Source organism: Microbacterium sp. 22215 (assembly GCF_052045655.1).
GTDB lineage: Bacteria > Actinomycetota > Actinomycetes > Actinomycetales > Microbacteriaceae > Microbacterium > Microbacterium phyllosphaerae.
In genome coordinates this window covers 601,517-622,614 of the sequence record NZ_JBQEPC010000001.1, presented here as the reverse complement: position 1 = coordinate 622,614, position 21,098 = coordinate 601,517, and the positions used below count along the sequence as shown (strand labels likewise).

Here is a 21,098-nt window from a genome sequence, read left to right as displayed (position 1 = left end):
CGATGACGCTCGGGACGAGCGTCAGAGTTGCGGTGGCGGCCGAAGGCATGCCGCGACGATAGCGCGCTCGTCGCGGCATGCGCAAATCGGTTCCGTCACGCAGAGACGGCGGAGGCGAACGGGGCGGCGAAGAACGCGAGCTCGTGGGCGCTCGACACCTCGAATGCTCGGAGCATCCGATCCCGTGCGTCCGGCGCGGCGGTCGCCGCTGCGGCCGTGACGAGGGCGATCGCCTGATCCGTCGCATCCTCGAAGGCCGGGTCCGCATAGGTGGCGAGCCACGTGGCGTACGGATGCCGGGGATCCCGCGCATGGTCGCCGAACTCGCCCGCGTGCAGGCGCCGGCCGAGATCGGTGTAGAGCCAGAAGCACGGCAGCACCGCGGCGATCAGCTCGCCGTAGTCGCCGCCGAACGCCACGGAGCGCAGGTGGTCCAGGTACGCGACGGTCGCCGGTGCGGGAGTGGCGGCGAAGGTCGAGGCATCCACGCCCTCGTCGGGCGTCAGCCACGACGCGTGCAGCTCGAGCTCGCCGATGATCGCCCCCTCGGCGGAGTGCGCCCAGAACGCCTGTTCGCTGGGAGTGGGAGCGAGGCGTGAGGCTTCAGCGAGCACGCGCGCGTACTCGCGGAGATAGTGCGCATCCTGGGCGAGATAGAACAGGAACGGGTCCCGGGCGAGCGTGCCGTCGGCCAGACCCCGGATGAACGGGAGCTCGTCGATGCTCGCCCTCACCGCCGCCGTGCGCTGCCACCACTCGGCGCGGATCTCTTCGGGCGTGCGGTTCGTCTCGACCCCGCCCCGCGCCCACAGACCTGCGAAGTGGTTGATCGGTCCGTGACCGCGCCCGACCTGGAGCCCCTCGCTCTCGCGCAGGGCCTCGCGAAGCCACGACCGGGTCGAGGCGACGGCGTCGACGGGCTTCTCACCCCGAGCGAGGCGCGTGGCGAGCGCGGATGAGAGCGAACAGCCGGTGCCGTGCGTGTTCGCGGTGCGGATCCGCGTGCCGGGGAACTCCCGCCGCACACCCCGGGCGACGTCCACGAGCGCGTCGGGAACATCGTCGCCGTCGAGGTGCCCGCCCTTCAGCAGCACCGCGGTGCCGATCATCGCCGACAGCTCCTCCGCTGCGGCGAGCGCATCGGCCCATCCCGAGATCGAGCGCCCAGCGAGCACCGCGAGCTCGCCGAGGTTGGGGGTCACGACGTGTGCACGCCGGAGGAGTTCGCGCAGCGCCGCCTCCGCGTCCTGGTCGAGCAGCCGGTCGCCGCTCGTGGCGACCATGACCGGGTCGAGCACGACGATCGGCGGTCGGACGACGTCGAGCCACTCGGCGACCGTTCGGATGACGTCGGCGTTCGCGAGCATCCCGATCTTGACCGCGTCGACGACGATGTCGTCGGAGATCGCGTCGAGCTGCTGTCGCAGGAAGGCCGCCGGCGGTACGTGCCAGCCGCTGACGCCGGTGGTGTTCTGGGCGGTCAGCGCGGTGAGCGCCGCCATTCCGAAGCCGCCGTGGGCAGCGATCGATTTGAGGTCGGCCTGGATCCCCGCGCCTCCCGAGGGATCGCTCCCGGCGATGCTGAGCACCCGCGGTGTGCCGGCCGCCCGCCACCGACGCACGAACGCCTCCGCGGTCGCCGTCGGATCCGCCGCCGCGCACAGAGCGGAGACCACCGCGAGCCCGGCCGCACCGGCATCCCGCAGCCGCTCGGTGTCGTCGATGGCCACGCCTCCGATCGCCACGCACGGGAGCGCGGTCGTCTCCACGAGGGCACGGAAACCCTCGACACCGAGGGCCGGCGGATGGTCGGGCTTGGTGGTGGTCGGGCGGATCACGCCGACGCCCAGATAGTCGACGGTGCCGGGCGGCAGCGCACGCACGGCCTCGAGGTGGTCCGCGTTGTTCGCCGTGAGCCCGATGAGCGCCTCGGGGCCCAGCGCCTCACGCGCACGCAGCACGGAGGCGTCCCCCTGCCCGAGATGCACACCGTCGACCCTCGCACCCTGCTTCCGTGCGGCGAGTGCGGCGTCGAGGCGGTCGTTCACGACGAGGAGCGCGCGTCCGTCGATCACGCGTGACAGTTCGAGCAGCTGCGCCGTGGTCTCGGCATCCGTCGCCGTCTTGTCACGCAGCTGCACGATGCGCACACCGCCGTCGACCGCCTGGCGGACGGTCCCCACGACTCCGCGCTCACCGCAGAGGTCCGGGTCGGTGACCAGATAGAGCGAGAGGTCCGCGATCACAGCGCACGCTCCTCGATGTGCGCCGCAGCGGCGAGGTCGTGCGGCTGTACAGACGCGAGCGCGTCGAGGAGCTCGACCGCGAAGCTGCCGGGACCCGAGGCTCGCATCGCCGCACGTTCTGCGGCGACCGTGTAGACCAGGCTGGCAGCGGCCACGGCGGCGAGCGGTTCGGTGCCCGTTGTGCGCGCTGCGCCCAGGAACGCGGCCATCACAGCACCCAGAGCACAGCCTCCCCCGGTGACGCGGGTGAGCAGTTCGTCGCCGTTCGCGATGCGCACGACGCGGTGGCCGTCGGTGATGAGGTCGACGGCACCGGACACCGCGACGACGGAACCGTGACGGACGGCGAGCGCGACAGCCGCGTCGATGGCGGCGTCCGGCGTATCGGTCGCGTCGACGCCTCGCCCGCCCGCACTCAGCCCGGCGAGCGCGAGGATCTCGGAGGCGTTCCCCCGGATCGCCGTGGGACGCGCGGCGACGAGGTCGTGCGCGAGCGCGGTGCGCACGGGCAGCGCCCCGATCGCGACGGGATCGAGCACCCACGGGGTGCCCGCGGCATTCGCGCCGGCGACGGCCTCCACGCTCGCCTCCCGCTGCTCGGGTGTGGGCGTGCCGAGGTTGATCAGCACCCCGGACGCGACTCCCGCGAAGAGACCCGCCTCATCGACGATGTCGACCATGGCGGGTGCGGCGCCGAGAGCCAGCAGCACATTGGCCGTGAAGCCCGTGACGACGGTGTTCGTGATGCAGTGGGTCAGCGGTGGTGTCTCGCGGAGCGCGGACAGCAGCTCGGCCGCCGTGGCCACCAGGGTCGATTCGGATTCTGGACGCAGACGATCGCTCAATGCGACATCCCTTCGCTAGTACGAACTAGATCAGGTTCGACGGGTCTGTTCTCAGCCGCGGATGCGGCACCCCGTGTCACTGCTCGAAGTCTAGCGACGACCCGTGATCAGCTCAGCAGCTGCAGGAGGGCGAGTTCATCCGAGCGGGTGAGGCCGGCGCGCCTCTCGCGATCGATCCCTCTCACCTGCTCGTCGGCGATGATGACCGCGACGGTCTCGTCGAGCGGTCGCAGGTCGCCGCCCGCGGCGCGGTACCGGGCATTGGTGCGTGTCATGAAACCGGTCATGTCCGCGGGCAGCCAGAGGGGCAGCGAGCGCTCCCCCGCCCAGAATCCGACGCCGTTCTCGACGAGCCGGTCATCGTCGGCCACCACCGTGTCGCCCCCGTGATCAGCGAGCCGTCTGACGGTCGCGAGGACGTCGGAGAGGGGATGCCGGTCACCGATCGCGTTGATCACACCGGTGGCCGAGGTCGTGGCGATGAACTCCGACAGGTCGTCGACGTCGATGACCTGCGTACTGCGGCCTTCGGCGTTCGGGAGCAGAACCGGTCCGTCCACCGCTCGGAGGAACGCTGCCGCCCAGTATCCGAATCGATCACTCGGGTCGCCCTCACCGACGATCAGCCCGGGGCGCACGATCAGCGCTCGCTCGCCCAGTGCGCGCACGGCGTTCTCGGCCGCGACCTTCTGCGCGCCGTACTCGTACTCGTCCCCGGGCTGGGCCGGCGCGTGCACGGGAGCCGTCTCGTCGGCACCGATGGTGGCGTCGTCCGAGTACACCGACATCGACGAGACGTAGGTCCAACGGGCGGCTCGCTCCCCGAGAGCGTCGACGGCCGCCGCCACGTGCGCCGCGTTCGATGAGATATCGATCACGTGGTCCCAGTCACGACCCGAGACGGTGTCGTACGCGGCCGGGTCGTCGCGGTCGGCCAGCACGAGGCTCGCCCCCTCGGGCGACGGGCGTCCTCCCCGTGCGAGGCACATCACGGTCGCCCCGTTCACCAGCATCCGTCGAGCGATCCGGCCCGACAACCAGCCTGTTCCACCGAGGATCAGCACATCTGTCATGCACCCATGCCATCAGCATCCGTGCCTGAGGGGAAGGGTCTTCCGCTCAGGGCGGATGCCGTGCTCACGGCCGGCGCAGGTCGGAGAGCCCGGTCAGCTCAGGCATGGTCCACGACGGGTCGGGGCGCCAGGCCTGCCACCGCGGATCGAACGGCCACTCACCCGAGTGGAACGACTCGATCGCCGCATCCGCATGACGCTCGATCTGTGCGGCCTGCTCCCGCGTGAGCCGCCCCTGTGCGATGGCGGCGACGAGTTCGTCCTCGTCCTTGAGTGAGATCCTGCCGTCGGGTTCGATCTCGACGTCGAGGATGTGATCCGACGAGTAGGTGTCGCGGTCCGTACGCAGATGCGCGTTCTCGAGGTTGACGTACCATCCGGCGAACTGCCAGTCAGGCCCGCTCACGTCGCTCCAGAACAACCACACCGACCATGCGGCGCCCGCCGGAGCGATGCGCAGGATGCCGTTGCCCCACCACTCCTCGACGATGCGGGTCCGCGGCTCGAGCCACCGACGCTCCAGCGGCACCGTGCGCACGCGTTCGCCCGCGGGGGTCCCCTGGCCCTCCTGCAGCGTGCCCGGTGCGAGCCAGGCCACGAGCCCGCGCGCGTCGTCGCGGACCACGCGCATGGGCGTGATGGTCGATGCGTCACCCGGCTGCCAGCCCGGCTTGCGGTAGTGCCAGTCGATCTGATCGCCCGGCTGGAGGAACGGCCCCTCGCCCATCGCACGGACACCGTCGGGCACCGCCGCAGGGGTGCTGTGGGGAAGGATGCTCATCTCCACACGCTACCTCGGGCGCCCCGCGAGGGCGTGGAGGCGGGAGCACGCGAACGCGACCTGCACCCCTCTCAGGATGCAGGTCGCGTTCACACGGATCAGTCGCGGAGGGTCGCGCCGAAACGCTCGGATGCGACGGCGACTCCGGCGAGCTTCGCCTCGGTGGCCTCGGCAGCCGTGAGCGTGCGGTCGTCCGCGCGGAACCGAAGCGCGAACGTCAGGCTCTTCTCCCCCTCGGCGAGTCCCTCACCGCGGTAGTCGTCGACCAGACGGATCGCCTCGAGCAGCTTCCCGGCACCCTCGGTCAGCGCAGCACGGACGTCGCCTGCCGGCGCATCGGCGCCGAGCACGAGGGAGACGTCCTGCGTGGCGGCGGGGAACGTCGACAGCGAGGCGGCGACGGCACGGGCATCCGCCAGCGCGAGGACGCCGTCGAGGTCGAGTTCGAGCACCGTGGCACGACCGGGAAGGTCGGCACCGGACGCCACGTCGGGGTGCAGTTCGCCGACGTATCCGACCTCGGTGTCGCCGACGGACAGCACGCCCGTGCGCCCCGGGTGCAGCGCGGCACGCTGCCCCTGGACGACGTCGATGTCGACGCCTGCGGCCGCAGCGATGACCCGAGCCGCGTCGAGCGCCTCGGACAGACCGGCCGGCTCTGCGGCACGGCCGGGCTGCCGTGCGACGACGTTGCCCGTGAGCAGCACCGCGACGTGGCGATGCTGCGGCGGGATCGACGCGTTCAGCGCGGCGAGCGTCTCATCCGACGGGCGAGCACCGAGCGGCGGCACCTCGTCGGTGCCGTACTCGACGCCCGGCTCCGGGAGGAAGACGACGCCGGTCTCGAACAGGGCGAGGTCGGTGAGGCCTCGCGAGATGTTGCGGTGCGCGGTCTGCAGGAGCCCGGGGATGAGCGAGCGGCGCAGGAACGGAGCGGATCCGTCGAGCGCGTTCGCGAGCCGGATGCTGGGCAGGTGCTCGCCCGACGCCGATCCGTGCAGATCGTTGTCCGCCTCGGTGGTGAAGGGGAAGGACGGCGTCTCGACGAAGCCGGCGGCGGCCAGCGCGTCGGACACCCGACGACGGCCCTGCTGGTGCGCGGTCAGGCCACGGCCGGACGGCGGCGTGGGCAGCACCGAGGGGATGCGGTCGAGACCGTGGATGCGGGCGACCTCCTCGGCGAGCGACCACTTGTCGGTCAGGTCGGGGCGCCAGGTCGGGGGGATGACGGTCCAGCCGGCATCCGTCTCGGTGACGTCCGCTCCGATCGTCGCCAGCGCGCCCTCGATCTCGGCGTCGGTGTAGTCGACGCCGATCAGGCCCTGCACGAAACCGGTCGGCAATTCGATGTCGGCGACGAAGACCTCGGCGAAGAGGGCTCCACCCTCCTCGGTGAGCGTCCCGCCGGCGAACTCGACCATCAGGTCGGCGGCGCGGCGAGCAGCGACGAAGGGCACCAGGGGATCGACGCCGCGCTCGAAGCGCTTGGAGGCCTCGCTCGGCAGCTTGTGCCGACGCGCGGTGCGCGCGATCGTGATGGGGTCGAAGATCGCCGCCTCGATGAGCACGTTGTGCGTGGTGTCGCTCATCTCGGTGGTGCCGCCGCCCATGACACCGGCGAGGCCGATCGGACCCGACTCATCCGTGATGAGCAGGTCCTCGACGTGGAGCGTGCGCTCTTGGCCGTCGAGAGTCGTCATCGTCTCGCCGGCGGTCGCGCGACGCACGGTGATTCCCCCTGCGAGCTTGTCGAGGTCGTATCCGTGCAGCGGCTGCCCCAGCTCGAGCATGACGTAGTTGGTGATGTCGATCAGGATGCCGAGCGAGCGCATGCCCGCGAGCGACAGACGGGCGATCATCCAGGGCGGGGTCGGCCGGGACGGGTCGACGTCGCGGACAACGCGGGTGACGAATTCGCTCGCACCGACACGCCCGCGGATGGGGGCGGCATCGTCGACGACCGCCGTGTGCCCGCTGCCCGGCTGGAGCTCGGCGAAGTCGCGCTCGGCCGGGTCGCGGAAGGTCGCGCCGGTGGCGTGCGAGTACTCCCGGGCGACGCCTCGCAGCGAGAACGCGTACCCGCGGTCGGGCGTGACGTTGATCTCGACGGCGACGTCGTCGAGCCCGAGCAGGCTGATGGCGTCGGTGCCGACGGGAGCGTCGATGCCGAGGTCGGCCAGCACGAGGATGCCGTTGTGCTCGTCACCGAGACCCAGCTCGCGCGCAGACGCGATCATGCCGTCGGACACGTGACCGTAGGTCTTGCGCGCGGCGATCGGGAACGGACCGGGCAGCACGGCACCGGGCAGAGTCACGACGACCTTGTCACCGGCGATGAAGTTGTGCGCACCGCAGACGATCCCGCGGATGCCGCCGTTCGCCTCGCCGACGTCGACCTGGCACCAGTTGATGGTCTTGCCGTTCGACTGCGGCTCCCCCTCGAGGGAGACGACCTGTCCGACGACCACGGGACCCGAGATCTCGAAGCGGTGCACGTCCTCCTCTTCGAAGCCGACGGTGACCATCGCCGCGAGGACATCCTCGGGCGTCGCATCCGCTGCCAGATCGACGTACTCACGCAACCACGAAAGCGGGACGCGCATCACACCACCATCCCGTACTGCTCGCTGAATCGGACATCGCCCTCTGCCATGTCCCTCATGTCCTGCACGTCGCTGCGGAACATGAGCCCGCGCTCGACGCCCATCCCGAACGCGAAACCGCTGTACACGTCGGGGTCGATCCCGGCCGCCCGGAGGACGTTCGGGTTGACCATTCCGCATCCGCCCCACTCGATCCATCGCGCGCCGCCCTTGAAGGTCGGATGCCACAGGTCGAGCTCGGCGGACGGCTCGGTGAAGGGGAAGAAGTTCGTGCGGAAGCGCGTCTTGGCCTCCGGGCCGAAGAGCTGACGCGCGACATGGTCGAGCGTGCCCTTGAGATGCGCCATCGAGATGCCCTTGTCGACCACCAGCCCCTCGAACTGCGTGAAGACGGGGAGGTGCGTCGCGTCGAACTCGTCGGTGCGGTAGACGCGACCAGGGCACAGCACGTAGATCGGCACGTCACGGTCGAGCATCGAGCGCACCTGCACGGGGCTCGTGTGCGTGCGCATCACGAGGTGGCGCGAGGGCGGGTCGACGTAGAACGTGTCCTGCTCCTGGCGAGCGGGGTGGTCGACGTCGAAGTTCAGGGCGTCGAAGTTGAACCACTCGTGCTCGAGCTCGGGTCCTTCCGCGATCTCCCAGCCCATGCCGACGAAGATGTCCGAGATCTGCTCGCTCAGCAGGGTCAGCGGATGCCGTGCTCCGACGCGCGTGCGCGACGGAACGGCCGTGATGTCGACGCGTTCGGATTCGAGACGGGCAGCGACCTCGGCGGTGGCGAGTTCGGCCTCTTTCGCGGCGAGGGCCTTGGTGACCTGCCCGCGGCCCTGGCCGACGAGCTTGCCGAACGCGGCCTTGTTCTCTGGGGCCACCTGGCGCATCGACGCGTTCAGGACCGCGAGTGGCGATCCTTCTGCGACATGGGCGGCACGGGCGGCCTTCAGCTCGGCCGTATCGGCGGCTGCGGCGATCGCTTCGAGGGCGGCTGCGACAGCGGCCTCGACTGCTTCCGGGGTGATTTCGGGAGACTCAGACACGAGGATCGAGTCTACCGGCGAACGGCCGGCTCTCGGGAGCCATGTCCTCCGGTACCGAAACGCTCCCAGCATGGCGGAATACTCTCCGTGTGGAACTTGACTTCGGGTAGGGCCCAAACGAGACTCGGTGGCGAAAGCCAACCCTCACTTCGAGAGTCGGCGCACATCTAATCAAGGGAGAGAAAGATGTGGAAATCCAAAGGCACCGCCAATTCCGGGCGCGAGGCGCAGATTAGCGACGGCGGCGATTCTGCTAGCCGTCGGAACATCACTATTCACCGCTGCGCCAGCAATGGCGGCGGACCCGGGCTGTAAGGTCACCATTCAATCCGCGAATTTCGTGACCAACACCGACGGTCGTTTCCTATCCGTCCAGGCAAAGGTCTACTGCGCGAACGTCGCGAACTACTCTTACAACTCAACTCAAGCAGGTATCTCGATTATGCGAGGTGGCACAAACCTCACACTCCAGCCCAACGGCGCGAATACCTTGCCCGCTCCACTTGGTCAGTCAAGAAACTGTAAGGGCACAAACACCTGTGTCATCTATGTCTCAGCGCGTGACACGTCAGGGACCTCTACGTACAAGATTCATGCCTGGGGTACTGCGGCTGGGCCGTCCTACGACGATTTCCGCGTTGGTGCAACCGCAGACCGGTCGGTGTCCGGCTAGTCGAAGCAGTCGAAAGAGTGGGGCCGGCGATAACTACGCCGGCCCCACTCTTCAGTCACAACCTCTGCTGTGCGATCAGCTCCGTGTCGGTGCCGTCGTCATGCCGACGTGGGTCTTCTTCAAGCTTCCGCGCCGCCCCTTGCACCTTGGGCGAACGACTCATCCGCTTCTCTGCCACCCGAGCGAGGAGCGAAAGGAGGAGGCACATCCCGATGTAGATCACGGCGACGACCATCGTCATCTGCACGATCGGACGACCGATCGTGTTGGCAGCCCCCAGCTGCTTGGCGAGAAGTAGGAGCTCCTCGTAGGTGATAATGAAGCCAAGGGCGGTGTCCTTGAGCGTCACGACGAGTTGCGAGATGATCACGGGCATCATCGCGCGGATCGCCTGCGGCAGCAGTATCAAACGCATCACCCCGGACTTGCGCAATCCGATTGAGTAGCCCGCTTCACCCTGCCCGCGAGGCAGGGACTCGACACCGGCGCGAATGACTTCGGCGAGCACCGACCCGTTATAGGCGATGAGGGCGATGACGACAGCCCAGTAGCTCGGCATGTCCACGCCGATCACCGGCAGGCCGTAGTAGAGCAGGAACATCATGACGAGCACCGGCACGGCGCGCAGGAACTCGGTGATGGCCGTGACGGGCCAGCGGATCCACGCACGGTCGGAGAGGCGACCGATCGCGAGCACGAAACCGAGAATAAGTGCACCCACCGCTGCAGCTCCGAACGCTGCGAGCGTGCGCAGGGTCGCCATCGCGATCTGCTCCCAGATACGGGTGTAGGTGAAGCCGATCCACTTCTGCGCCGAGAACTGCCCGGTGGCTATGAGTCGCCACACGAAGAAGCCGATGATGGCGACGACCACGGCGATCGTGATCACGCCGATGACGCGGTTGCGGGCGATCGCCCGGGGACCGGGGACGTCGTACAGGACACTGCCGCTCATCGCGCCACCCTCCATCGATTCTCAAGTGTTCGCTGTACCCAGGAGAGCAGCAGCACCAGCCCCACGAACGCGACCATCACCCAGATGATCACCTCCAGCTGATTCTCACCTCGTTCGCTCAGCCAGTCGCGCATCGATCCGAGATTCATGACGGAGAATCCGGCTGCCACGGTCGTGTTCTTGAGTAGCGCGATGAAGACGCTCATCATCGGCGGAATGACCGAGCGGAATGCCTGGGGCAGGACGACGAGCGTCATGACCTGACCGAAACTGAGGCCGATGGCCCGAGCTGCTTCGGCCTGGCCGACCGGCACCGTGTTGATTCCGGACCTGATGGTCTCCGCCACATAGGTCGCCGTGTAGATGCCGAGCGCGCACGTCGCGAGTAAAAGGGCGTCGATCCGCAGCCCAAGCAGCGGTGGGAGGGCAAAAGAGAAACCGAAGAACACGAGCGTGAGCGGGGTGTTTCGAATCGTGTTCACATACAGCGTGCCCACTGCTCGGGCGATCGGCACTGGTGAGACGCGCATCGCGCCGACGACGATTCCCAGCACGAGCGCGACAGCGCCACCGGCGAAGAACAGCTTGAGGGTTCCGAGAAGCGCCTCGACCCATAGGTCGAGGTTGTTCGTGATGGCGCCCATTCAGTTCCTCTCGTGTGCTCTTGGATAGCGGGGTTCGGTCCGGGGCACCCGCGGGTGCCCCGGGCCGAGGTGCGGTTAGTCGACGGCTGGCTGCTCTGCGACGACGCCGGCCGGCTCGAGGTACTTCTCATAGAGCGCGGTCCACACGTCTCCGCCGTCAGTGAACAACGTGTTGATGTGGTCCTGGAGCGCGGTGTCGCCATTCACGAGGCCCACTCCATAGCGCTCCTCACTGAACGGCTCACCCGTGAGCTTCAGATTGTCGGGGTCCTGCGCCACGTAGCCGGCGAGGATGGCCTCGTCAGTCGTGATGGCGTCGACCTGATCCGAGAGAAGCTGCTCGACACACTCCGAGTAGGTCTGCCGTTCGGTGACCTCACCGTTGTACTCCTCACGGATGCGCTGCAGCGGCGTCGAACCGGTCACGGAGCACGTCACCTTGCCCGCGAGGTCATCGGGACCGTTGATCGAGTCGTCATCGGCGGCGACGAGCAGCCCCTGTCCGGTGATGAAGTAGGGCCCGGCGAAGTCGATGACTTCGTCGCGTGCTTCCGTCATCGAGTACGTACCGACGTAGAAGTCGACGCCCCCGTTGATGAGTTCCTGCTCACGGTTTGCAGAGGGGATCGTCTTCCACTCGATGTCTTCGTCTGCGAAGCCGAGCGAAGCTGCGATCCAACGGGCTGTGTCGACGTCGAAGCCCGTGCGGTCTCCGGTGGCGGGATCTTCGTATCCGAGTCCCGGCTGATCACTCTTAACCCCGATCACGACCTTGCCGCGTTCGGTCATTGCGTCGAAGGTAGGGCTGCCTTCCAACGAGACGTCGGCGGCGACTTCCCAGAGAGGACCCTCTTCGCTGGTTCCGGGGTCGTCCCCGTCGCCCATCGTGTCTCCTGGCGTGCCGCTGTTGCAGGCCGTCAGCGCGAGCAGCGCCACCGCCGCGATCCCGATTCCTGCCAGTGTCCGTGTGCGTCGCATGTGCGTCTCCTTCGTGTGCTGTGTGTGCAGGGTCTGTGGGGCTTGATCAGTGCGTGAGGAGCTTCGAGAGGAAGTCCTTCGCGCGGTCGCTCTTCGGGTTCGTGAAGAACTCCTCCGGGGCCGCCTCCTCGACGATGCGTCCGTCGGCCATGAAGACGACTCGGTTGGCCGCCTTCCGCGCGAAGCCCATCTCGTGTGTGACGACGATCATCGTCATGCCCTCGCGCGCCAGCTCGACCATCACGTCGAGCACCTCGTTGATCATCTCGGGGTCGAGGGCGCTGGTCGGCTCGTCGAAGAGCATCACCTTGGGCTGCATCGCGAGCGCACGGGCGATCGCCACGCGCTGCTGCTGTCCACCCGAGAGCTGAGCGGGGAGCTTCGAGGCCTGCTGAGCGACGCCGACACGTTCGAGGAGCATCATCGCCTCCTTGTCAGCATCGGCCTTCTTCATGCCGCGGACTTTGATCGGGCCGAGCGTGACGTTCTCGAGGATCGTCAGATGGGCGAAGAGGTTGAACGACTGGAAGACCATGCCGACATCGGCGCGCAGGTTCGCGAGCCCCTTGCCCTCGGCAGGAAGCGCCTTGCCGTCGATGCTGATCGAGCCGCTCGTGATCGTCTCGAGCCGGTTGATCGTGCGACACAGCGTCGACTTGCCCGAGCCGGACGGACCGATCACGACGACGACCTCGCCCGCGTTCACCGTGAGATCGATATCCGTGAGCGCCTGGAAGTCGCCATAGTGCTTCTGGACGTTGTCGACCACGACGAGAGGCTTACCAGAGGTCATCATTTCTCCAAACTAGCCAGGTCGATCACGGGGCTCCACACACATGCGTCGACATTTACACGTTCGTAACCACGCGATGGGGCCGAGTGCGCCCGACCACGGGAGTGCCCCACGGTCCGCCCCCGCGAACCGTGGGGGCGTTCCTGCTGCCGCGTTCCTCCCCCATGCGGGACGAGGCAGCAAGCCTCCGATCGGATCCGATCGCGAGCCGATCCGTCGGGACGACCGACCCCGCGCCTGCATGAGTGGCGTGGGCTCCGTGTCATCTGAATTCTCCGTCGAATCGAGCGCGATCGACCTCAGATTGGCAGAGCGGGATGCGGCGGCGAGGACTTCTTGAGGATTTCTTGAGGCCTCAGTCTCGCTGACTTCGGTAGTACTCGACAGCCCCGGGATGGAGCTCGACAGGCCCGGTGAAGATCGCCTGTCTGCGATCGAGCAGCGCCGCCGCCGGCACATCCTGGGCGATGCCGGTGCGCGCCGCGAAGAGCCCGGCGAGGATGTCTCGCACCACGTCGTCCGGGGTGGCGGCCGATGTCACCAGATAGTTGGGGACGGCCATCGTCGGTTCCGGCTGCGCGAGCCCGTACAGCCCGACCGGGAAGTCCGAGGGACGATAGGCGTCGGAGTAACGCGCGTTGACCGTGTTCACCCAGGTCTGCTCGATCGAGAGCAGTCTGACCGGCGTCGTCTCCGCCAGGTCGGCGATGCCCGGCGTCGGGATCCCACCGACCCAGAAGAATCCGTCGATCTCGGATCCCTCCAACGCCATGATGGATTCCCCGAGATCGAGTTCAGGATCGCTGATGGAAGCGATGTCGACATCAGCGGCATCCAGAACTCGTCCGGCGATGACGTGCACGCCCGAGTTCTCCGCTCCGAGCGACACCGTCTTACCCGCGAGGTCGGTGAGATCGTCGATCTCGGAGTCCGCGCGCACGACCACGTGGAGATACTCGTCGTACAGCCGAGCGACGGCCTGCACCGCCAGGGGCTCGTCGAAGGCGCCCTCCCCCGCGACCGCATCCGCGGCCGCATCGCCCTGCGCGAATCCGACGAGGGCCTCGCCTGACCCGACCCGCAGCAGGTTGTCGACCGAACCGGCCGTCTCCGCCGCGTCGATCCTGACGTCGAGCGTCTCCGACAGCTCCGCCGCGAGCTCGCTCCCATAGGCGAAGTAGACGCCGTTCGCCCCGCCGCTGGCGATCTCGTATCGAGAGTCGTCCCACTCGCTCGCGCGTGTACTGCAGGCGCTCGATGCGCCGGTGAGCACGACCACGGCCGCGACACCGACGATCCGCCGCCACAGCGTCCGAGCCCCGCCAGGCCGCGTCATCGCACCGCTCCGTCGGGGAGCACCAGGGAGACCAACAGTCCGCCGGCATCGGGCGACTCGACCCTCAGCTCTCCGCCGATCGAGTCGAGCAGGTCGGTCGCGATCGCGAGCCCCAGCCCTGAGCCCGGCGCCTCGCCGGTGTCGTCGCTGCGCCAGAATCGGTCGGTGGCGAGCGCGACCTGCTCCCGGGTCAGCCCAGGACCGTGATCGCGCACGGTCAACAGGCACACCTCATCGGTGCGGGATGCCCCCACCTCCACGACCGAATCGGACGGTGAGTACTTGACCGCGTTGTCGATCACGGCATCGAGCGCGCTCTCGACGATCGTGCGGTCCGTGGCGCTCATGACCGGCCCGGCCGCCGTCGAGCGGATGAGGATCCCCCGCTGTGCGGCCACATCGCGCCACGCCTCGACGCGCCTGGCCGCGAGCGCCGCCAGATCCACCGCCGAGATGGTGGTGTCACCTCGGCCCCCTCGCGCGAGTCCGAGCAGCGTCTCGAGGATCCGCGCCATCCTCCTGCCCTCCTCACGGGTCTCCTCGACGTCGTCCTGCCAGTCGGCGTCGAGTCCCGTCGACAGGTGCTCCACGCGCAGCAGCAGCGCGTTGAGCGGGTTCCGGAGCTCATGAGAGGCGTTGAGCGCGAACTCCTGCTGGCGCGTCATCACCCTCTCGATCTCATCCGCCATACCGTTGAACACCCGTGTCATCCGGCGCAGCTCCGGCGGACCGGTGTCTTCTGCGACGCGGGCGTCCATCTCGCCGTGTTCGATCGCGACCATGGCCTCGTCGAGGCGGCGGACGGGAGACAGCACCCATCTCGCCAGCTGGAACACGAGCAGCACGCCCAGGCCGACCGACACGATCGACACGATCGTCAGGATGAGGAGCTGCCGCAGGATCTCCGTCCGCGGCGCCTCCACATCGGCAGACACCATGACCGCGCCGATGACGTCGCCGTCGTCGAAGATCGGCTCGACGAGCGACGAGTCCCCCGCTGTCCACGGGAACACCGGCTCGGGCGCATCCGCCCGGCGACCCGAGAGCGCGAGCCGCACCCGTGCGGCGTCCTCGTCTGGGAGCACCTCGGCGTCGCGGTTCCCGGCCGCCCAGACGCTCCCGGCCAGATCGAACACGACCACGTCGATGCCGTAGACCTGCGCGAATCGTTCGACCTCGGCATCGATCACGGTCGGACTCCCCGACCGCAGGGCCTGTCTCGCACTGGTGGAGAAGTACCCGAGATCACCGAGCTGCTCGGTGTAGTACGACTGCTGGATGCTGCGGGTCGCACTCCACGCGGCGGCGCCGCCCAGCGACAGCAGGATCGCGACCAGGGGCACGAGGAACACCACGATGAGACGCCGCCGCATCGGCGCTATCCCGCCAGCCGGTAGCCGACACCGCGTACGGTCTCGATGAGGTGACGCCGACCGGCCTTCTTGCGGATCGCACCGACGTGCACCTCCAGCGAATGGCCGAATCCGCGCCAATCGGTGTTCCACACCTCTCGGATGAGGCGCTCCTTCGGCACCGCCACGCCCGGATACCGCGCCAGCACCGCCACGATGTCGAACTCCTTGCGCGTGAGCTCGATCGGAGCCCTGTCGATCACGACCTGTCTGCCGACGAGGTCGATCTCGACGGCGCCGTCCTGCAGCTGCACCCGCGCGTCCGACTCCGGGCGCATCGGACGCGAGCGACGGGTGACCGCCTCGATACGGGCCAGCAGCTCGTGCACGTCGTACGGCTTGACGACGAAGTCGTCAGCACCGGCCCGCAATCCCATGATGCGTTCCGTGACCTGGTTGCGCGCCGTCACGATCACGATGGGAACCTCGGAGCGACCCCGGATGCGTCGACACAGGTCGATCCCGTCGACATCGGGCAGCCCGAGGTCCAGGAGCACGACCTCCGTGTCCGCGCTCAGCATCTCCAACGCCGATGCGCCGTCGGCGGCGCGCTCCGTGGCATACCCCGATCGCGCGAGGAAGGCTTCGAGGGCGGCGGCGACGCGCTCGTCGTCCTCCACGATCAGAATCCGCATCGACTCCGGTCCCCTTCTCCGCTCGAGCAGGCACAAACCTACCAGCCGTGCGGAGCCCAGGCGGATGGCGAGACGTCAGGCGAGACTCTCCGCGCGCTGCGCGAAGGCGCTCTCGTACAGGCAGACGCTGGCAGCCGTGGCCAGGTTCAGAGACTCCGCCCGACCGAAGATCGGCAGCTTGAGGACCAGATCGGCCTGGGCCAGTGCCTCGTCTTCGAGTCCCCGGGCCTCATTACCGAACAGCCAGGCGGTCGGCTCTGCGAGGACGCCGTCGGCACGCGCCCGCAGCAGGTCGTCGCCCTTCACATCGGCGGCGAGGACGCGGAGTCCTGCGGCATGGGCCTTCTTCACGACGTCGTCGAGCTCGGCGCCCACGGATACGGGCAGATGGAACAGCGAGCCGGTGGTGGCCCTGACGACCTTGGGGTTGTACGGATCCACCGTGCGACCGGTCAGGATCACGGCGTCGGCACCGGCGGCATCCGCTGCTCTGATGATCGTGCCGAGGTTGCCGGGGTCGCGGATCTCTTCGCAGATCGCGACCAACCGAGGGGATCCGGCGAAGACGTCTCGTACCGAGGTGGGAGTCTGCCGGACGACGGCGACGAGCCCCTGCGGCGTGACCGTGTCGGCCATCGCATTCAGCACGTACTCGGTGACGTACTCGACCTCCACTCCCGCATCCGTCGCCTTGCTCCGGATGTCGGGGTGTTTGTCCCACCCGTTCGGCGTCGCGAACAGTTCGACGATCGCCTCGGGACTGTAGGTCAGCGCTTCGCGCACCGCCTGAGGACCTTCGAGAAGGTACAGCCCTGTCTCCGCGCGCGCACTGCGCTTGGTCAGCTTCGCAACGGCTCGGACTCGGGGGGAGCGGGGGTTCTCCAGCACGATCACAGTCTAGAGAACCGCAGGCGCCTTGCTGCGCAAACGGCCGGAGAACGACAGAGGACGCCCTCCCGAAGGAGGGCGTCCTCTGTGGTGAAGAGCTGCTTATGCAGCCGACTTCGGGGCGTTGACGTCAGAGGGCAGAGCCTTCTTGGCCGTCTCGACCAGCGTCGTGAAGGTCGCTGCGTCGTTGACCGCGAGGTCAGCGAGCATACGACGGTCGACGGTGACACCCGCGAGGCCGAGGCCCTGGATGAAGCGGTTGTACGTGATGCCGTTCTGGCGTGCAGCAGCGTTGATGCGCTGGATCCACAGGCGACGGAAGTCGCCCTTGCGCTTGCGACGGTCACGGTACGAGTAGACCAGGGAGTGGATGACCTGCTCTTTGGCCTTGCGGTAGAGGCGCGAACGCTGACCGCGGTAACCCTTTGCGCGCTCGAGGATGACCCGACGCTTCTTGTGGGCGTTTACCGCCCGCTTGACTCTTGCCATTTTCCTGTGTTCCTATTCGTGCGTTCGGGCGCTCAGCGGCCGAGAAGCTTCTTGGCGACCTTGGTGTCAGCCTTCGACAGCACCTGGTCCTGGTTGAGGCGACGGGTGCGACGGCTCGACTTGTGCTCGAGGTTGTGGCGCATCCCGGCCTGCTGCTTCTTCAGCTTGCCGCTGCCGGTGATCTTGAAGCGCTTCTTAGCACCCGAGTGGGTCTTCTGCTTCGGCATCTTCTCTTCCTTCGTATGGCGCCTTCTCAGGCGACGGTGTCAACCCGCGGTGCGGGAGTCTTGGGGGCGGGAGTCACTCCGCTGCGGCGGCAGCGGGTGCATCCGCATCGCCCTTGGCCTCGCGGGCAGCCTGCTTGTTCGCTGCGCGCTGCGCGTCGCGAACGGCGTTCTGCTCCTGCTTGGCTTCGGACTTGCTCTTGAGAGGAGCCACGATCATGACCATGTTGCGACCGTCGATGGTCGGGTTCGACTCGACGGTTCCGAGCTCCGCGACATCCTCGGCGAACTTGCGGAGAAGGCGGACACCCTGCTCGGGGCGCGACTGCTCGCGACCGCGGAAGAGGATCATCGCCTTGACCTTGTCGCCGGCCTTGAGGAAGCCCTCAGCGCGCTTGAGCTTGGTCGTGTAGTCGTGCGCCTCGATCTTCAGGCGGAAGCGGACCTCTTTGAGAATGGTGTTCGCCTGGTTGCGGCGAGCTTCCTTCTCCTTCTGGGCGGCTTCGTACTTGAACTTGCCGTAGTCCATGATCTTGACCACGGGCGGCTTCGAGTTGGGTGCGACCTCGACGAGGTCGAGGTCGGCTTCCTGCGCAAGGCGCAGCGCCGCCTCGATGCGGACGACGCCGATCTGCTCACCCGCGGGGCCGACGAGGCGGACCTCGGGGACGCGGATGCGCTCATTGGTGCGGGGATCGCTGATGCGTAACTCCTTAGACGAGTGGATTCGGCCACCAGAATGCAGTCAGCATCCCGGGCGAAATCAGAATCGTCCCCCACCCACCGGCATTCAGACGCCGGCTTCGCACCCAGTCTGCCGGATCGGTCTGGCGACGCGATCCGGTGGAGTGCAAGACCCGGTAGCCTGGAACGGCAAGCGCGGGTGGGAAGTGAATCCTCTTTCGTACCGGAGCATGACGCTCCGGAGCCCGACACAGTCTAACAGAAGGCAAGGCGAAGTGACGAACCAGGCATCGGACGAGGCGGCACGCGAGCGCGAAGAGCGCTGGGCACGGCAGGAGGAGGCGGCATCCTCCGCGACGCGGGACATCGCCGATGTGCCTGCGGTCGAGGTCATCACGACCGCCGCCGTGCACCTCATGAGCGCCGCGGCCGTCAAGCTCGGCCTCGCCGACGACCCGGACGCCGCCGCCCAGCTCGACCTCGACGAGGCGCGCAAGCTGATCAACGCTCTCGCCGGTCTCATCACCGCAGGCGCTCCCGAGATCAGCGACATGCACGCGCGGTCGCTCCGCGACGGCCTGCGCTCCCTGCAGCTCGCGTTCCGCGAGGCCTCCACAATCCCCGACCCGATCGGCAAGGGGCCTGGCGAGAAATGGACGGGGCCGGTCAACTAGGTCTTCGTCCGCGCGGATCTCGTGGCCCGGGCTCCGGATAGGGTCAGGGCGCGACGACGACCGGCGGAGCCGTGGACGGGCCGCCGCAGGGGTCCGACGAATGCGTCCACGCGATCGTCTCCTGCGTCTCCGCGATCAGGATGCCGGAGTCGTCGTAGACGCGCACCGTGATGTCGTCCGGGGCGGCGAAGCCGAACTGGAAGGTCCCGGCATCACCCTGTGCGGGCACGGACAGATCCGTCTCCGGGGTCGGTGTCACCCCGGGGTCCGCCGAACATCCCGCCTCCGAGCAGACCTGCAGGAAGACCTCGGAGCCATAGGCGGACGCGTCGATCTCGACGCCGTTCGACCACCCGATCGCAGAGCATGTGGTCGCGCACCCCGGCAACAGCAGCGCGACGACGAGTCCGACGGCCGCCACGGATGCCCTGTGCATGCCGCCACCCTAGCGGCGCGGATCCCGCGGCCGCGAGGCTCAGGCGGAACGACGGAGTTTCACGGTCAGCGAGTCGGCGAGCACCGCGATGCGGTCGTCCGCCGCCCAGCGCTGCGCCAGCCGAGAGAGCACGGCGTCGAGCACCTCGCGCTCCAGTCCGTCGACGAGCTCGAGGACGACGATCAGCTCCGGGCCCCGCAGGCGCGCGTCCGGATCCCCGGCGGCGACTGCCACGTCGATGACCGCGAGCTCGTGCGCCACACTCTGCTGCAGAGCGCCGAAGACCTCGGGAGACAGGAAGCTGGGCTCCCAGCGATGGCCCTGCGCGATCGCCCACACGGCTGGTCGGCGGAACACGAACTCCGTGTCGGAGGTCGGGTCGAGCACGATCAGGTCGGTGTCCTCGGCGGATGCCGCCAGCGCCACGCGCGTCGCCTCGACCGGGATCGGGCGCGCCGCGGCATCCCAGCGCTGCATGGTCTCGACCGAGGAGAACACGGGCTGCACCCGGCGACCGTCCGGAGCCGCCACGGTGACGATCGAGAGCTCCTGCGTCTTGTCGACGGCGAGCCCGCTGGGCGCCACCCCCTCTTCGCCCTTCTCGGCGATCAGCGGTATCAGAACGCGGGCGGCGCGGAACGCGTCGACCACCTCGGTCTGGGCACCGGTGCCCGCACGGAAGCGCAGGAGGGCGTCGAGAAGTGCGGGGTCTGCCGAACCGTCGTCGCCCGCATGGGGGTTCGACTCGAAGCTGCGCCCCTCCCAGGGCACGCCTGCGGAGTCTCCCCGGTTCCCCGCGGCAGGGTCGTGCGCGCCATGCCCCTCGGAGCCGTGGCCGCAGGCGTCGTCAGTCCCCTGCGACATCCAGAGCCTCAGCCAGCGTGAACGCGCCGGCGTAGAGAGCCTTGCCGACGATCGCGCCTTCGACGCCCAGCGGCACGAGCTCGCGGAGCGCGGCGATGTCGTCGAGGTTCGCGATGCCACCCGATGCGACGACGGGCTTCGGGGTGCGCGACGTCATCTCGCGCAGAAGTTCGAGGTTCGGTCCCTTCAGCGTGCCGTCCTTGGTGACGTCGGTGACGACGTACCGGCTGCAGCCGGCATCCTCGAGGCGCTCGAGGACCTCCCAGAGGTCACCGCCCTCCTTGGTCCAGCCGCGGGCGGCGAGCGTCGTGCCTCGGACGTCGAGCCCGACCGCGATCGCCTCGCCGTAGCGGCCGATCACGTCCGCAGCCCACTCCGGGTTCTCGAGAGCCGCAGTGCCGAGGTTGATGCGGCTCGCGCCGCTCTCGAGCGCCGCCTCGAGCGTGGCGTCGTCGCGGATGCCGCCCGACAGCTCGACGCTGACGTTCTTGAACTGCTTGATGACCTTGCGGAGGATCGGGGCGTTGCTGCCGCGGCCGAAGGCGGCGTCGAGGTCGACGAGGTGGATCCACTTCGCGCCCTGCGCGACCCACTCCCCTGCGGCGTCCAACGGGTCGCCGTAGCTGGTCTCGGTGCCGGCTTCACCCTGGGTGAGGCGCACGGCCTTTCCCCCGGCGACGTCGACGGCGGGGAGCAGAGTGAGCGAAGGGGACTGCGCGAAGTCGTTCATGACGTCCTCAGGTGAGATGGGAGGGCCGATTCGTCGGCACGAGAATCGACACTAGCCCGCGTATCGTTCCGCTACAAAACGATGACGGCAGAGAA

21 protein-coding genes and 1 riboswitch are annotated in these 21,098 nt (G+C 68.2%); of the genes, 1 reads left to right on the top strand and 20 read right to left on the bottom strand.

All coding sequences use genetic code 11. The annotated features are described in order from the left end of the window. Positions 1–95 precede the first annotated feature (95 nt). The 17 genes from ACTJKH_RS03170 to infC form a co-directional block, all read right to left on the bottom strand. Complete coding sequence (locus ACTJKH_RS03170; RefSeq protein WP_440735717.1) at positions 96–2,246, bottom strand: bifunctional hydroxymethylpyrimidine kinase/phosphomethylpyrimidine kinase; 2,151 nt, start codon at positions 2,244–2,246, stop codon at positions 96–98. Continuing rightward, a complete protein-coding gene (gene thiM / locus ACTJKH_RS03165) occupies positions 2,243–3,091 on the bottom strand; it encodes a hydroxyethylthiazole kinase (protein WP_440735716.1) in 849 nt (282 codons plus the stop codon). Before thiM ends, ACTJKH_RS03170 begins: the two co-directional genes overlap by 4 nt. After that, positions 3,082–3,175: riboswitch (TPP riboswitch) on the bottom strand. It overlaps the preceding gene by 10 nt. Positions 3,176–3,198: 23 nt before the next feature. Beyond that, complete coding sequence (locus ACTJKH_RS03160) at positions 3,199–4,164, bottom strand: NAD-dependent epimerase/dehydratase family protein (RefSeq protein ID WP_440735715.1); 966 nt, start codon at positions 4,162–4,164, stop codon at positions 3,199–3,201. A gap of 64 nt (positions 4,165–4,228) precedes the next feature. Beyond that, the gene (locus tag ACTJKH_RS03155; RefSeq protein ID WP_440735714.1) at positions 4,229–4,945 is read right to left on the bottom strand and encodes a DUF402 domain-containing protein; all 717 of its coding nucleotides are present in this window, start codon (positions 4,943–4,945) and stop codon (positions 4,229–4,231) included. A gap of 98 nt (positions 4,946–5,043) precedes the next feature. Then, positions 5,044–7,548: a phenylalanine--tRNA ligase subunit beta gene (gene pheT / locus ACTJKH_RS03150; RefSeq protein WP_440735713.1), complete on the bottom strand. Its 2,505-nt coding sequence runs from the start codon at positions 7,546–7,548 to the stop codon at positions 5,044–5,046. Then, positions 7,548–8,588: a phenylalanine--tRNA ligase subunit alpha gene (pheS, locus tag ACTJKH_RS03145; RefSeq protein ID WP_210098400.1), complete on the bottom strand. Its 1,041-nt coding sequence runs from the start codon at positions 8,586–8,588 to the stop codon at positions 7,548–7,550. Before pheS ends, pheT begins: the two co-directional genes overlap by 1 nt. Before the next feature lie 728 nt (positions 8,589–9,316). Beyond that, positions 9,317–10,216, bottom strand: a complete 900-nt coding sequence (locus tag ACTJKH_RS03140) for an amino acid ABC transporter permease (RefSeq protein ID WP_440735712.1) — start codon at positions 10,214–10,216, stop codon at positions 9,317–9,319. After that, positions 10,213–10,860: an amino acid ABC transporter permease gene (locus tag ACTJKH_RS03135; protein WP_440735711.1), complete on the bottom strand. Its 648-nt coding sequence runs from the start codon at positions 10,858–10,860 to the stop codon at positions 10,213–10,215. The genes ACTJKH_RS03140 and ACTJKH_RS03135 overlap by 4 nt, the downstream gene beginning before the upstream one ends. A 75-nt stretch (positions 10,861–10,935) precedes the next feature. Next, positions 10,936–11,838 carry a glutamate ABC transporter substrate-binding protein gene (locus tag ACTJKH_RS03130; RefSeq protein WP_440735710.1) on the bottom strand — a complete coding sequence of 301 codons (903 nt, stop codon included), beginning with the start codon at positions 11,836–11,838 and terminating at the stop codon, positions 10,936–10,938. Between the two features lie 46 nt (positions 11,839–11,884). Continuing rightward, positions 11,885–12,634, bottom strand: coding sequence for an amino acid ABC transporter ATP-binding protein (locus tag ACTJKH_RS03125; protein WP_440735709.1), 750 nt, complete (start codon positions 12,632–12,634; stop codon positions 11,885–11,887). Positions 12,635–12,986: 352 nt separating this feature from the next. Beyond that, a complete protein-coding gene (locus ACTJKH_RS03120) occupies positions 12,987–13,967 on the bottom strand; it encodes a TAXI family TRAP transporter solute-binding subunit (RefSeq protein ID WP_440735708.1) in 981 nt (326 codons plus the stop codon). Beyond that, entirely contained in the window at positions 13,964–15,340 is a 1,377-nt protein-coding gene (locus tag ACTJKH_RS03115; RefSeq protein WP_440735707.1) for an ATP-binding protein, read from the bottom strand. The genes ACTJKH_RS03120 and ACTJKH_RS03115 overlap by 4 nt, the downstream gene beginning before the upstream one ends. Before the next feature lie 5 nt (positions 15,341–15,345). Then, the gene (locus ACTJKH_RS03110; protein WP_440735706.1) at positions 15,346–16,014 is read right to left on the bottom strand and encodes a response regulator transcription factor; all 669 of its coding nucleotides are present in this window, start codon (positions 16,012–16,014) and stop codon (positions 15,346–15,348) included. 75 nt (positions 16,015–16,089) lie between these two features. Next, a complete protein-coding gene (locus tag ACTJKH_RS03105) occupies positions 16,090–16,902 on the bottom strand; it encodes a TrmH family RNA methyltransferase (protein ID WP_440735705.1) in 813 nt (270 codons plus the stop codon). Between the two features lie 102 nt (positions 16,903–17,004). Beyond that, positions 17,005–17,391, bottom strand: a complete 387-nt coding sequence (rplT, locus tag ACTJKH_RS03100; RefSeq protein ID WP_029262486.1) for a 50S ribosomal protein L20 — start codon at positions 17,389–17,391, stop codon at positions 17,005–17,007. 32 nt (positions 17,392–17,423) lie between these two features. Beyond that, positions 17,424–17,618, bottom strand: coding sequence for a 50S ribosomal protein L35 (rpmI, locus tag ACTJKH_RS03095; protein ID WP_017828564.1), 195 nt, complete (start codon positions 17,616–17,618; stop codon positions 17,424–17,426). A 73-nt stretch (positions 17,619–17,691) separates the two neighbouring features. Then, entirely contained in the window at positions 17,692–18,342 is a 651-nt protein-coding gene (infC, locus tag ACTJKH_RS03090) for a translation initiation factor IF-3 (RefSeq protein ID WP_307803649.1), read from the bottom strand. Between the two features lie 232 nt (positions 18,343–18,574). On the opposite strand from infC, the gene ACTJKH_RS03085 reads away from it, so the two are divergent. Further along, positions 18,575–18,973, top strand: a complete 399-nt coding sequence (locus ACTJKH_RS03085) for a DUF1844 domain-containing protein (protein WP_056513077.1) — start codon at positions 18,575–18,577, stop codon at positions 18,971–18,973. Between the two features lie 43 nt (positions 18,974–19,016). Here the strand turns inward: ACTJKH_RS03085 and ACTJKH_RS03080 are convergent, their stop codons facing one another. Genes ACTJKH_RS03080 through priA form a run of 3 tightly spaced genes read right to left on the bottom strand, consistent with a single transcriptional unit; the run spans position 19,017 to position 21,003 of the window. Next, positions 19,017–19,409 (bottom strand): hypothetical protein, encoded by a 393-nt coding sequence (locus ACTJKH_RS03080; RefSeq protein WP_440735704.1) that lies wholly within the window; start codon positions 19,407–19,409, stop codon positions 19,017–19,019. 39 nt (positions 19,410–19,448) lie between these two features. Beyond that, complete coding sequence (locus ACTJKH_RS03075; RefSeq protein ID WP_440735703.1) at positions 19,449–20,273, bottom strand: SseB family protein; 825 nt, start codon at positions 20,271–20,273, stop codon at positions 19,449–19,451. Beyond that, positions 20,257–21,003 carry a bifunctional 1-(5-phosphoribosyl)-5-((5-phosphoribosylamino)methylideneamino)imidazole-4-carboxamide isomerase/phosphoribosylanthranilate isomerase PriA gene (priA, locus tag ACTJKH_RS03070; protein WP_210098408.1) on the bottom strand — a complete coding sequence of 249 codons (747 nt, stop codon included), beginning with the start codon at positions 21,001–21,003 and terminating at the stop codon, positions 20,257–20,259. The genes ACTJKH_RS03075 and priA overlap by 17 nt, the downstream gene beginning before the upstream one ends. Positions 21,004–21,098 lie beyond the last annotated feature (95 nt).